The following is an 11,457-nucleotide window of genomic DNA, read 5'->3' on the forward strand; positions in this document are numbered from 1 at the left end:
GGGCGGGAGCGGGCCCGCCCGCCCCGCCCGCCCACGCGCGGGAACCGACGCAGGTGGTCGCGCATCCGCTCACGTAACGCGGGAAAGCGCCGGTCCGCATGGAGAGCCGTGGCCGATCAGGCGTGAGGGCGGCCTCCGGCCGAGCACCGCCCGCGCGGGAGGCACGGCAGCACGCCGTGTCTCTCCGCGCCGGTCCGAACGCACCCGCCCGCTCCTCGGGCCGGTCCGCCCACGGCCGGTACGGCCGACTCCGATTCCCGCGCGCCCCTCGCGGGGCGGCCCCGCTGTCTCCTCCCCGGACCAGTCCGAACGCGCCCGCCCGCGCGCGCGGAGCTTGCGGCCGTGCACGGGGGTGAGCGCCAAGGCCGCGTGCCGCCCGCCCGCGTGCGGAGGGCGGAGCGCACGGCAGGGCTCGACGCGATGGCGTCCGAGGTTCGGCCGGCGGCGTGCGGGGCTCGGCGCGGCCGGCGGTGTCCGAGGCGCGGCTCGGCTCAGACGGTGTAGGGGTACACGGCCGCGTCCGCTGCGGGAAGGACCAGTTCGGTCCAGGTGCCGTCGGCCAGTTCCCCGAGAGGGGCGGCGGGGTCGAGCAGGACGGCCGTCGACCCCAGGAGGAGGTGGGGCGGCCCGCCGCCGTCACGCACCAGGCGCCCGCGCATGGCCAGGGTGCGGCCGCGCGCCGCGATGCGCGGGCCCGGCCGCCGGGCGGGGTGGAACCGGGCGCCGGGGGCCGTGTCGTCCACCGTCCACTCCACCCGGTGCGGGCCGGTGGCGGGCGGCGGCCCGCCCCAGCGCACGGCGGCCGACCCGAGGGCGGTTCGCAGCGCCACCCACGGGCGGCCGGCGGAGTCCGCGAACGCCGTGCGCACGTGCACGAGCACGGCTCCATCATGGCCGCCGGCAGCGGGTCCCGCCATGCCCGCGCACGGCGTCCGCGCACCGCCGCCGCCACCGGCGCTCCGGCCGTTCCCGCGCGCGGAGACGCACGATACTCCGGTCGCCCGCGCAGGCCGTCCGGCCCGCTCGCTCCCGCGCGCGAGCGCGCGGCGCCTTGAGGTCCTCCACCGTGTCCTTCGTGTCCTTGGGTATAACCCGCTCCCGCGAGCGCGAGGCCCGGCTTGCCTCGTCGACGATCTCTCCCCCCACCCTCCCCGCGCGGGGAGAGTGGGAAGGCCTCGGTGAAAAATGGGGCGTTGCGGGGCGATAAGGGCGGCCCGTGAGGGGGATTCCGCTTTTCATGACACCGGGGTACGGAAGGCAGGTATTCTGGTCTGGGCCCTGTTCGGACATATCGGGCGTGCGCGCAGGATGGCGAGCACACCCGGGTCCGCGCTCACCGATCCGGGGATCGGTGGGACCGCTGAGGACAGGACCCGGCCGGTCCGCCTGGCCGCCGCGCGCCCCCGTTCCGCCTGCCCCGCAGGCGCGGACGAACGCACCGGCCACGGGATCGGGCTCGATCAGACAGTGGTCGAGTGCATGCCGTTCGTGCGCCGGCGACGTCGCGTTCCGTGACGCCCCGCACCGGATGCCCGCACCCCGGACTCGAAGGGCGGAGAAGCCCGCACCCCGTCACCCCCGCCGTGGTTCCGCGTGCCCGCAGAAGGCCGCCGGGTCCGCGCCGGGCACGGGACCCGCTTCCACCTGACCGACACCAAGGGGCACCCGCCCGGCGGGCCTCCCCTGCGATCGGTCCGCCGCTCCCCTTGAACGTCGGTCCCCGGGCCCGCCCACGGGGACCGGTCCACTGCGCTCCCTCCGCCCTTCGACGACCACTGACGCACCGTCGCACCGACAACCGCCAGGAGCCGTCCATTGAGAGGAACGGGCGTGAACCCTCCCCCCGCCGCCGTGTGCGGTGACCCGCGGGCCACCTGGCCCGGCGTGTTCTTCGGTGTCCGCACCACCACCGGGAGCGGCCGCGCCCGCCGCCCCCGACGCGCGGCGCCCGTGTCCGGTCCGCGCCCGGCTCGCTCCGGGGCCCGCGCGGCGGCGGCCGGACGTGGGTGAGGTCGACGGCTACGACGTGGAGACGGAGCTGGAACTGCTGCGCTCCCGCGTGGCCGACCTGGAGAACGCCCTGCACTCGCGGTCGGGGATCGACCAGGCGATCGGCATGGTGATGCTGGCGCGCCGCATCGACGCCGACGCCGCCTGGGACATCCTGTCCAAGCTGTCGCAGGACACCAACATCAAGGTCCGCGACCTGGCCGCGGCGATGGTCGGCCTGGTCAGCGGGGGGTCGACGGGTGTGGAGACGACGGTCCTGCGCGAGGCGGCGCTGCGGGCGCTCCTCCCGCGCCGGCCGCACTGACGGGCGCCCGCCGCCCGCCCGGAGGGGGCGGGCGGCGGGGCGGCCCGGTGGTCAGAGGTCCTGGACGGGGGTGCCCAGCAGGCAGAACTCGTTGCCCCAGGGGTCGGCGAGGACCGTCCAGGTGACGTCGTCGTCCTGGCCGACGTCGACCCGGACCGCGCCCAGGTCGAGCAGGCGGCGCAGCTCCGTGGCGGTGTCGGTGCCGTCGGCGCGCAGGTCGAAGTGGAGGCGGTTCTTCACCGTCTTGGCGTCGGGGACGCGGCAGACGTCGATGCCCGGTCCCGTGCCGTCGGCCGGTCCGATCCCGATGACCTCGGGGGTGTCCTCCACGACGCGCCAGTCGAGGACGGCGCACCAGAACTCGGCGACGGGCCGGGGGTCGGCGGCATCGAGGGCGATGGCGGAGAGGCGGCTTGTCATGGGCGGAACTCTAGTGCCGGCGGTGCCGGTGCGGGATCGGCGCCCCGACCGCACCCGGCGACCCCTCGTGATCTTCGCGTAGTATTCTGCGCGGCCGCAATCCCGGCGAAGCGGACACACCGCCCGCGGGAACGGCCGCTCAACGTTTGGTGTCATCAGCACTGGAGGTTGGCATGACGGTCGTCCCGCTGCACCAGCACGGCGAGGACGTGACGCTCGGCGAGGCCGTGGGCCGGTTCCTGGCCCGCTACCGCCACTCCCCCGCCACGCGCCGCGAGTACGCGCGCACCCTGCTCGTCCTGGAGGCCGCCGCCGGCTCCGGGATGCTCTCCCTGTCCGATCTCACCCCCGATGTCTTCGCGTCCGCCATGCGGCGCTGGGAGCACGAGTCCGCCACCGTGTGGAACGGCCACCTGGCGTGCCTGCGGTCCTTCGCCGCGTTCGCCCTGCGGCAGCGGTGGGTCGACTCCGACCCCAGCCGCCACCTGCGCCGGCGCGCCCAGGGCCCGGCCGGCGGCGCCGCGCTCCCCGCCTGAGTCCGGCCGAAGTGGTAGCGGGCCGCGCCGCCGGGTAGCGGCGGCGCGTCCGCGCCCGCGCGGGGCGCCGGCGGAAGGGACCGCCTATGTGGCTGAAGTACGTGCTCGACACCAACGACCTGCGGCGCTCGGCGGACTTCTGGTCGGCCGCCCTCGGGTTCACCGCCGAGGAGCCGCACCCGCCCTACCTCACTCTGCGCGACCCCTCGGGGCGCTGGCCGATCCTGCTGCTCCAGGACGTCCCGGAGCCGAAGTCGGGGAAGAACAGGATGCACCTGGACATCCACGTCGACGACCTCGACGCCGAGTCGGCGCGGCTGCGCGGCCTCGGCGCGACGGAGGTCGACGCCCCTTGGGTGTCGAACGGCAACCGGTTGACGGTGCTGGCCGCCCCCGACGGCAACGAGTTCTGCGTCATCCAGGAGCTGCGGGGCGACGGCTGACCGCGCCGCCGCCCCGCCCCTCCGGTCCGCTCCGGCGCCCCGCTACCCCGGCGCCCGGCGGCTGAGGTCCTCCCAGGCGCGGTAGAGGTCGCGGCGCTGGTCGAGTTGGGCCAGGACCATGTCGTACGAGGCACCGCCGAGGATGAGCCGCCGGGGCGGGTCGGCCAGGCCGACGAGTTCCATCACAGCGGGGGCGGCGGTGGCGGGGGCGGGCCCCGCGTCGTCGCCCCACAACTCGGCGAGTTCGGCGCGCAGGTCGTCGTAGGCCGGATGGGGTTCGGTGGCCGTGGTGCCGAGCGTGAACAGCCCGGTGTCGTACCCGCCGGCCTGGACGATCGTGACCTTCACCCCGAACCGCTCGACCTCCATGGCCAGGGCCTCGCTGACCGAGTCGAGCGCGGCCTTGCCCGCCCCGTAGTACCCGACCTGGGCGAACCCGCCGCCGGTGCCCATGGTGGTGACCTGGAGGATGTGCCCCGATCCCTGGGCCCGCAGGTGCGGGACGACGGCCTGGGCCACCCAGACGGCGCCGAAGAAGTTGACGTCGAGGTGCGCGCGGATCTGCTCCTCGGTGGCCTCCTCGACCATGCCGAAGAGCAGCCCGCCGGCGTTGTTGACGACCACGTCCAGCCGGCCGAACGCGGCGACGGCCCGGTCGACGGTCGCCATGACGGCGGCGCGGTCGACGACGTCCAGCGGCAGGGCGACGAGGCGGCCGGGGTGGCGCTCGGCCAGTTCGGCGAGCGGGGTGATGTCGCGGGCGGCACCCACCACGCGGTCGCCCGCGTCGAGGGCGGCCTCGGTGAACGCCCGGCCCAGACCCCGGGTGGCGCCGGTGATGAACCATACGCGGGCGTCGGTCATGGTGCTCCCTCCGTGGACCGCTCGATACGAGACGGTCCGTCTTGCTTGCGATGCCCCCACTCTGCCCCACGGGCGAGGCGCTGTCAATACGGAACGTCTCGTCTTGCCCTCTGCTATCCTCGCGCCATGTCCACCACCCGCAGACCCGACCCCGCCCGCCGCAGCGAGCGGTCGCGCCGCGCCATCCTCGACGCCACCCGCGACCTCGTCACCGAGCTGGGCTACGCCCGCATCTCCATCGAGGCCATCGCCGCCCGCGCGGGCGTGGGCAAGCAGACCATCTACCGCTGGTGGCCCTCCAAGGGCGCCGTCATCTTCGACGCGTTCCTCAGCCTCAGCGAGGACGACGACGCCGGCACTGCCCTGCCCGACACCGGCGACATCGAGGCCGACCTGCGCGCGGTCATGCGCGCGACCGCCGCCGAGTTCGCCGACCCGGCGTTCGAGGCGCCGATACGCGCCCTCAACACCGAGATCATCAACGACCCCGACCTCGCCGCGCAGTACCGCGAGCGCCTGGCCGGCCCCGTCGACGAGGTCAAGCGCGAGCGGCTGCGCTCGGCTCAGCGCGCGGGCCAGCTCGCCGCCGACGCCGACCTGGACGTGGTGCTCGAACTGCTCTACGCCCCGCTCTACCAGCGGTGGCTGCTGCGGACCGGCCCGCTGACCCCCGAGTACGCCGACACCCTGGTCGACGCGGTCCTGCGCGCCTTCCGCCCCTGACCCGCCGCCCGACCCCGCCCTTCGGTCCGCCCGGCGCGGGCGGACCGGCGCGGGCGGACCGGCGCGGGGCCGCCGGACGATGCGGACAGGACCGCACCCGGGTTAGGGACATCCGGAACCGGGTGCCGCGGCAGGGAGGAAAGCCGCAGACCGCGCGCAGTCGGCGCCGCCCCCGCCGATTCCGCCGCGCCCGTTCGTAGCGGCGCCCACCTGCGGGTACGCCCCGCCCCATGACCACGACTCAGGACGGCACGGCCGAGGTGACGACCCGCGTCGCCGACTTCTACGACGCGCGCAAGCGCGCCTGGGTGAAGGAGGCGGTCCGGCTGCTGCACGCCGACGCCACCCGCTCGGCCGACACCCACGTGTTCCAGTTCCCGCTCCCGGCGGACTGGGGCATCGACCTCTACGTCAAGGACGAGTCGGTGCACCCGTCCGGCAGCCTCAAGCACCGCATGGCGCGCGCCCTGTTCCTGCACGCCCTGTGTACGGGCTGGATCGACCCGGGCACGCACGTGTTCGAGGCGTCCAGCGGGTCGACCGCGGTGTCGGAGGCGTACTTCGCCAAGCTGCTGGGCCTGCGGTTCACCGCGGTGGTGCCGAACTCGACCAGCCCGGAGAAGGTCGCGCTGATCAAGGCGTACGGCGGCCAGGTGCGACCGCCCGGCGCGGACGGCGACATCGAGAAGGAGGCCGCCCGGCTCGCCCGCGAGGACCGCAACGGGCACTTCATGGACCAGTTCACCTACGCCGAACGCGCCTACGACTACCGCGACGAGCACAACGTCGCCGCGACCATCCTGCGCCAGATCGCCGAGGAGCGGCACCCCGAGCCCAAGTGGATCGTCACCGGGGCGGGCACGGGCGGGACCGGCGCCACCATCGGGCGCTACCTGCGGCACAGCCGCCGCGACACCCGGGTGTGCATCGTCGACCCGCAGGGCTCGGCGTACTTCCCCAACTGGGAGCGGAACGAGGGGCGGCCGAAGTCGCGGTGGCCGCACGACCCGTCGGAGTGGATCGCGGGGCGGCCGTCGCGCATCGAGGGCATCGGCCGGCCGACGGTGGAGCCGTCGTTCCTGCCCGCCGTCGTGGACCGGATGGTCGCGGTGCCCGACATCGCGTCGGTGGCGGCCATGCGGCTGCTCGCGTCGCGGCTGCGGCACCGCGCCGGGCCGTCCACCGGCACCAATTTGTGGGGGGCGCTGCACATCGTCGCCGAGATGCTCGCCGACGGCGAGCACGGCAGCGTGGTCATGCTGATGTGCGACCAGGGCGAGCGGTACCTGGACACCTACTACGACGACGGGTGGGTGCGGCGCACGTTCGGCACGGACGTGGACCTGCACACGGGGATGCTGGAGGACTTCCTGCGGACGGGGCGGTGGCACGAGCCGCCGCGGGCCGTCCCGGTGCCGCTGCCCGCCGGGCCGGCCGAGGGCGGCTGAGCGGCGGGACGGGTCCGGCCCCGGCGGTCGCCCGCCGGGGCCGGACACCTACCTGCTCACAGGTCGATGCCGAAGGTCATCTCCAGGGCCTCTTCGACCATCTCGCCGGCGTCGCCTTCGGCCACGGCCTCCGCGAACTCGCCCAGGTCCTCGAAATCAGGGTCCATATCGTCCTCCTCGGGGGGTCGGTCCCCCCATGTATAGAGCACCCGGCGCCCCGCCACCACCCCGCGCGGGGGCGTTCGCGCGACCGGCCGCGGCCGCCGCCCCGCCGGGCCCGCGCGGCGGCGGCGGGACCGGCCCGGCGGCGGGGCGCGCGGGCTCAGACGAGCGGCGGGTTCAGCCGGGCGAAGCCCTCCTGGCGGCGGTAGGGGAAGTACGGGTAGGGGGCCGTGCGGGTGCTCGCCGCGTCGAGCCGCGCCACCTGGTCCGGGGTCAGCTCCCAGCCGACCGCCCCCAGGTTCTGCCGCAGCTGGTCCTCGTCGCGCGCCCCGATGAGCACCGACGCCACGGTGGGCCGCCGCAGCAGCCAGTTGAGCGCGACCTGCGGGACGGCGCGCCCGGTCTCGGCCGCGACCTCGTCGAGGGCGTCGACCACGCGGTACAGGTCCTCGTCGGCGACGGGCGGCCCGGCGTCGGCGGTGCGGTGCAGCCGGCTGCGCTCGGGCAGCGGGGCGCCGCGGCGGATGCGGCCGGTGAGGCGGCCCCAGCCGAGCGGGCTCCACACGAGGGCGCCGACCCCCTGGTCCCGGCCGAGCGGCATCAGCTCCCATTCGTAGTCGCGGCCGACGAGGGAGTAGTAGACCTGGTGGGCGACGTAGCGGGGGCGGCCGTGGGCGTCGGCCGCTGCGAGCGACTTCATCAGCTCCCAGCCGGCGAAGTTGGACGCCCCGACGTAGCGGACCTTGCCCGCGCGCACCAGGTCGTCCAGGGCGCTCAGCACCTCCTCGACCGGGGTGCCGGCGTCGAAGGCGTGCACCTGGAACAGGTCGATGTGGTCGGTGCCGAGCCGGCGCAGCGCCGCGTCGCAGGCGGCGATGAGGCGGGACCGGGAGGTCCCGGCGTCGGCGGGGCCGTCGCCGGTGGGCAGGCCGGTCTTGGTGGAGATGAGCACCCGGTCGCGGCGGCCGCGCAGGGCGGCGCCCAGGACCTCCTCGGAGGCGCCGTCGGAGTAGACGTCGGCGGTGTCGAACAGCGTCACCCCCGCGTCCAGGCAGATGTCCACGAGGCGGCGGGCCGCGCGCACGTCGGTGTCGCCCCACGCGCCGAAGAGTTCGCCGCGGCCGCCGAAGGTGCCCGCGCCGAAGCCCAGCGCGGGGACCTGTAGCCCGGATGCGCCCAGTCGCCGGTAGTCCATGTCCGTCTCCTCCCCGGGGTACGGTCGCCGCGGCGCACGACCGCCACGACCGTTAACGGGTCTGTAGTTCCGTTAAGATCTGCGGAGAACCGTAGCACCGGGAACATGCAAATGGAACGGGAGTACCGTTATGACCGAGGACGCGGCCGGACCCGGCACCGTCCGGCCCGGCGGCCGCACCGCCCGGGTGCGCGACGCCGTGCTCCGCGCCGCCGGCGACGCGCTCGCCGAGCACGGCTTCGCGGCCCTCGACCTGGCCGACGTCGCCCGCCGCGCCGGCGTCGGCCGCACCACCGTCTACCGCCGCTGGGGGACCGCGGCCGGTCTCGTCGCCGACCTGCTCACCGACATGGCCGACACCTCCCTGCCCCGCACCGACCACGGGACCCTGGAGGCGGACCTGCGGGCCAACGCCCGCCTCGTCCGGCGCACCCTGGCCGACCCGCGGCAGGGGCCGCTGTTCCGGGCGGTCATCGCCGCCGCCGGCTGCGACGCGCGCACCGCCGAGGCCCTGCACCGGTTCTACGACATCCGCATCGGCGAGTGGGCGCCGTGCGTGCACCGGGCGGCCGAGCGGGGCGAGGTCCCCGCCGGCACCGACGCCCGCGAGGTCGTCCGCGCCGTGTCCGCCCCGCTGTACTACCGGTTCCTCGTCAGCGGCGACGCGCTGGACGACGCCGCCGCCGACCGAGCCGCCGACGCCGCCGCCACCGCCGCCCGGGCCGGCGTCTACGCCGCCGACGGGGGCGCGGCGGACACCGCCGCGAAATAACGGGGCGCCGGGCGGGGTTGGACCAGGGATGATCCCACCGGTCCCGGGCCCGCACCCGGCGGCCGCGCCCCGCGATGAAAGGCCGTGCCCGTGTCCGTCCCCGTCTCGATCCTCGACCTCGCGCACATCAACGAAGGCATGACCGCACGGGACAGCTTCGAGGCGAGCGTCGCCATCGCGCGCACCGCCGACACGCTGGGGTACCGGCGCATCTGGTACGCCGAGCACCACAACATGGCCACCATCGCGTCCTCGGCCACCAGCGTGCTGATCGCCCACGTCGCCGCGCACACCGAGCGGGTCCGGCTCGGCGCGGGCGGCGTCATGCTGCCCAACCACTCCCCGCTGACCATCGCGGAGCAGTTCGGCACCCTGGAGACCCTGCACCCGGGCCGCATCGACCTCGGCCTGGGACGGGCGCCCGGCAGCGACCAGAACACCATGCGCGCCCTGCGGCGCGACCCCGCGTCGGCCGACACCTTCCCGCAGGACGTCGTGGAACTCCAGGGCTACCTGACCGGGAACTCCCGCATCCCCGGGGTCGACGCCATCCCCGGCAAGGGCACGAACGTGCCGCTGTACATCCTCGGGTCGTCGCTGTTCGGCGCGAAGCTGGCGGCGGCGCTGGGCCTGCCGTACTCGTTCGCCTCGCACTTCGCCCCGGCCGCGCTGGAGGACGCCGTCGCCGTGTACCGGCGCGAGTTCACCCCGTCGGAGGCGCTCGACGCGCCCTACGTCATCGCGGGCGTCAACGCCATGGCGGCCGACACCACCGCCGAGGCCGAGGAGCAGCTGCGCATCGCGCGCCGCCGCATGGCCGCCCAACTCCTGGGCCGCGGCCGCACGCTGAGCCCCGATGAGGCCGACGCCGCCCTGGAGTCGCCGGCCGGCCGGCACGTCCTCCAGATGGCCACCTACACCGCCGTGGGCACCCCCGCCGAGGTCCGCGCGTACCTGGACCGGTTCGCCGCCCACGCCGACGCGGACGAGCTGATCATCGCCCATCAGGCGGGCACCGTCGAGGCCCGCCTGCGCTCGGTCGAACTCGTCGCGGAGGCCATGGCCGACTGACGGATACCCCGCCCCGGCGCTCCTCCGGGTGCGGGCCCCCGCCGTGGACCGGGAAGGCGCCTCCCGCGCCCGAGGCCGCCCGGGGGCTCCGCGCCCGGCCGGATGCGCGCTGAACAGGGTCCGGGTGCACCCGGGCGCGTGGCAGAGTATGGCCCGTGAGCCCGGGTGCGGCGGCCGCGCCCGGGGCCGGCGGGAGGAGCTGACGATGACGTGGAACGTGCGGGTGGACGACGGGGTCTGCATCGGGTCGGGCATGTGCCTGGGCGCGGCGCCCGCGCACTTCGACTTCGATGACGACACCGGGCTGTCCCGCGCCCAGCGCGAGGAGATCGAGCCCGACGACGCGGTCCTGGAGGCGGCCCAGGTCTGCCCGGTCGAGGCCATCCTGGTCCGCGATAACGCCGGCGGCCGCCTCCTCGCCCCCGCCGAGTAGCCGCCGGGCGGCCGCCACCCGGCCGGTGGCGGCCGTCAGTACCCGATGTGGCGGAGGGTGAACTCCGGACGGGCGTAGGGGCCCGCCTGCGGTGCGGCCGGATCGGCGGGGGCGTCCGCCCCCGGGATGCCGCGGGCGTGGTCCTCGGCGTCGTCCACGGGGGTGTAGTCGAGCACCGCCGGGTCGGGGAGTTCCCAGAACCGCCGGGTGTTGGCGGAGACGGCGTACACGGCGGCGAACCGGGTGGACGCCGGCGCCGCCAGCGCGGCCCGGACGAACCCGACGCAGTCGCGCGGGCTCAACCAGGTCGCCAGGTGGCGGGGCTCGGTGGGCCGGGGCTCGAAGCTGCCGATGCGCAGGCAGACCACCGGCAGGCCGAACTTGTCGGCGTACAGCCGCCCGAGGGCCTCGACCGCCACCTTGCTCACGCCGTAGAGGCCGTCCGGTCGCACCGGATCGTCCGGCGCCGTGCGGTGCCCCGCGGGGTGGAAGCCGGTGACGCGGTTGCTGCCGGCCAGCACGACCCGCGCGGCCCCCGTGCGCCGCGCCGCCTCCAGGACGTGGTGGGTGCCCAGCACATTGGCGTCGAGCAGGTCCGGGAGGGGCGCCTCATCGGGCACGCCACCCAGGTGGAGTACGCGATCGGCCCCGGAAAGGGCCGCCGCCACCGCGCCCGCGTCCCGCAGGTCGACGGTGTGCGCCTCCTCGTTCGCGGCCTCCGGCCGCAGCGGCACCCGGTCGAGCAGGATGAGGCGCGCCGCCTCCCGCCGCAGCGCCGGCCGCACCGCCGACCCGATCCCCCCGGCCGCTCCCGTGACCGCCACCGTTCCCAGATCCACCGCGCCTCCCCGACTCCGCCTCCCCGGCATCCTCGCCCCCGGAGGCACCGTGATCAAGGGGGCGGGCAGGGCCGGACCGACGCGGGGCGCGGACCGGCGCAGTGACACGCGGGGTGAACGCCGGGCGGAGGCGCGATGGGGGCGCGTGAGGCATGCGCGGCGCGGTGGTCTCCGGCGGCGTGGGCCACCTGTTCGCGTGGTCGCGCGCCGCCCGCCGGGCGGCCGGAACGGCGGGGG

Annotated in this window: 13 protein-coding genes; 8 read left to right on the plus strand and 5 right to left on the minus strand. The window is 75.8% G+C overall.

Annotated elements, in window-relative coordinates; all coding sequences use genetic code 11:
* Window positions 1-491: 491 nt before the first annotated feature.
* Window positions 492-881: a hypothetical protein gene (locus tag NT8_RS23965; protein ID WP_067974021.1), complete on the minus strand. Its 390-nt coding sequence runs from the start codon at window positions 879-881 to the stop codon at window positions 492-494.
* Between the two features lie 1,121 nt (window positions 882-2,002).
* Between NT8_RS23965 and NT8_RS23970 the strand changes: the two genes are divergently transcribed.
* Window positions 2,003-2,314: an ANTAR domain-containing protein gene (locus NT8_RS23970; protein ID WP_067974024.1), complete on the plus strand. Its 312-nt coding sequence runs from the start codon at window positions 2,003-2,005 to the stop codon at window positions 2,312-2,314.
* Between the two features lie 51 nt (window positions 2,315-2,365).
* Here the strand turns inward: NT8_RS23970 and NT8_RS23975 are convergent, their stop codons facing one another.
* The gene (locus NT8_RS23975; protein WP_067974027.1) at window positions 2,366-2,734 is read right to left on the minus strand and encodes a VOC family protein; all 369 of its coding nucleotides are present in this window, start codon (window positions 2,732-2,734) and stop codon (window positions 2,366-2,368) included.
* 173 nt (window positions 2,735-2,907) lie between these two features.
* On the opposite strand from NT8_RS23975, the gene NT8_RS23980 reads away from it, so the two are divergent.
* A complete protein-coding gene (locus NT8_RS23980; RefSeq protein WP_067974029.1) occupies window positions 2,908-3,270 on the plus strand; it encodes a site-specific integrase in 363 nt (120 codons plus the stop codon).
* A gap of 86 nt (window positions 3,271-3,356) precedes the next feature.
* Window positions 3,357-3,713: a VOC family protein gene (locus NT8_RS23985; RefSeq protein WP_067974031.1), complete on the plus strand. Its 357-nt coding sequence runs from the start codon at window positions 3,357-3,359 to the stop codon at window positions 3,711-3,713.
* A 42-nt stretch (window positions 3,714-3,755) separates the two neighbouring features.
* On the opposite strand, the gene NT8_RS23990 is transcribed toward NT8_RS23985, so the two are convergent.
* Entirely contained in the window at window positions 3,756-4,577 is an 822-nt protein-coding gene (locus tag NT8_RS23990) for an SDR family NAD(P)-dependent oxidoreductase (RefSeq protein ID WP_067974035.1), read from the minus strand.
* A 126-nt stretch (window positions 4,578-4,703) separates the two neighbouring features.
* Between NT8_RS23990 and NT8_RS23995 the strand changes: the two genes are divergently transcribed.
* Entirely contained in the window at window positions 4,704-5,300 is a 597-nt protein-coding gene (locus NT8_RS23995) for a TetR/AcrR family transcriptional regulator (protein WP_067974038.1), read from the plus strand.
* Window positions 5,301-5,530: 230 nt separating this feature from the next.
* Window positions 5,531-6,748 carry a PLP-dependent cysteine synthase family protein gene (locus NT8_RS24000; RefSeq protein ID WP_067974042.1) on the plus strand — a complete coding sequence of 406 codons (1,218 nt, stop codon included), beginning with the start codon at window positions 5,531-5,533 and terminating at the stop codon, window positions 6,746-6,748.
* 322 nt (window positions 6,749-7,070) lie between these two features.
* Here NT8_RS24000 and NT8_RS24005 read toward each other — a convergent pair whose 3' ends face one another.
* Window positions 7,071-8,105: an aldo/keto reductase gene (locus NT8_RS24005; RefSeq protein ID WP_067974045.1), complete on the minus strand. Its 1,035-nt coding sequence runs from the start codon at window positions 8,103-8,105 to the stop codon at window positions 7,071-7,073.
* Between the two features lie 130 nt (window positions 8,106-8,235).
* On the opposite strand from NT8_RS24005, the gene NT8_RS24010 reads away from it, so the two are divergent.
* The 3 genes from NT8_RS24010 (at window position 8,236) to NT8_RS24020 (ending at window position 10,381) form a co-directional block, all read left to right on the plus strand.
* The gene (locus NT8_RS24010) at window positions 8,236-8,877 is read left to right on the plus strand and encodes a TetR/AcrR family transcriptional regulator (RefSeq protein WP_067974048.1); all 642 of its coding nucleotides are present in this window, start codon (window positions 8,236-8,238) and stop codon (window positions 8,875-8,877) included.
* 90 nt (window positions 8,878-8,967) lie between these two features.
* On the plus strand, window positions 8,968-9,948 hold the full coding sequence (locus NT8_RS24015; protein WP_067974055.1) for an LLM class flavin-dependent oxidoreductase: 981 nt from the start codon (window positions 8,968-8,970) through the stop codon (window positions 9,946-9,948).
* 205 nt (window positions 9,949-10,153) lie between these two features.
* On the plus strand, window positions 10,154-10,381 hold the full coding sequence (locus NT8_RS24020; RefSeq protein WP_067974050.1) for a ferredoxin: 228 nt from the start codon (window positions 10,154-10,156) through the stop codon (window positions 10,379-10,381).
* A 35-nt stretch (window positions 10,382-10,416) separates the two neighbouring features.
* Here NT8_RS24020 and NT8_RS24025 read toward each other — a convergent pair whose 3' ends face one another.
* Complete coding sequence (locus tag NT8_RS24025) at window positions 10,417-11,220, minus strand: NAD-dependent epimerase/dehydratase family protein (RefSeq protein WP_245646309.1); 804 nt, start codon at window positions 11,218-11,220, stop codon at window positions 10,417-10,419.
* Between the last annotated feature and the right edge of the window lie 237 nt (window positions 11,221-11,457).

It is taken from the genome of Nocardiopsis trehalosi NBRC 14201 (assembly GCF_001552555.1).
GTDB classification, from domain to species: Bacteria; Actinomycetota; Actinomycetes; order Streptosporangiales; family Streptosporangiaceae; genus Nocardiopsis_B; species Nocardiopsis_B trehalosi.

What these genes read in the sequence shown, in the direction of transcription:
- NT8_RS23975 (WP_067974027.1), bottom strand. Translation starts at nt 2,734, where the DNA reads ATGACAAGCCGCCTCTCCGCCATCGCCCTCGATGCCGCCGACCCCCGG.
- NT8_RS23980 (WP_067974029.1), top strand. Translation starts at nt 2,908, where the DNA reads ATGACGGTCGTCCCGCTGCACCAGCACGGCGAGGACGTGACGCTCGGC.
- NT8_RS23985 (WP_067974031.1), top strand. Translation starts at nt 3,357, where the DNA reads ATGTGGCTGAAGTACGTGCTCGACACCAACGACCTGCGGCGCTCGGCG.
- NT8_RS23990 (WP_067974035.1), bottom strand. Translation starts at nt 4,577, where the DNA reads ATGACCGACGCCCGCGTATGGTTCATCACCGGCGCCACCCGGGGTCTG.
- NT8_RS23995 (WP_067974038.1), top strand. Translation starts at nt 4,704, where the DNA reads ATGTCCACCACCCGCAGACCCGACCCCGCCCGCCGCAGCGAGCGGTCG.
- NT8_RS24000 (WP_067974042.1), top strand. Translation starts at nt 5,531, where the DNA reads ATGACCACGACTCAGGACGGCACGGCCGAGGTGACGACCCGCGTCGCC.
- NT8_RS24005 (WP_067974045.1), bottom strand. Translation starts at nt 8,105, where the DNA reads ATGGACTACCGGCGACTGGGCGCATCCGGGCTACAGGTCCCCGCGCTG.
- NT8_RS24010 (WP_067974048.1), top strand. Translation starts at nt 8,236, where the DNA reads ATGACCGAGGACGCGGCCGGACCCGGCACCGTCCGGCCCGGCGGCCGC.
- NT8_RS24020 (WP_067974050.1), top strand. Translation starts at nt 10,154, where the DNA reads ATGACGTGGAACGTGCGGGTGGACGACGGGGTCTGCATCGGGTCGGGC.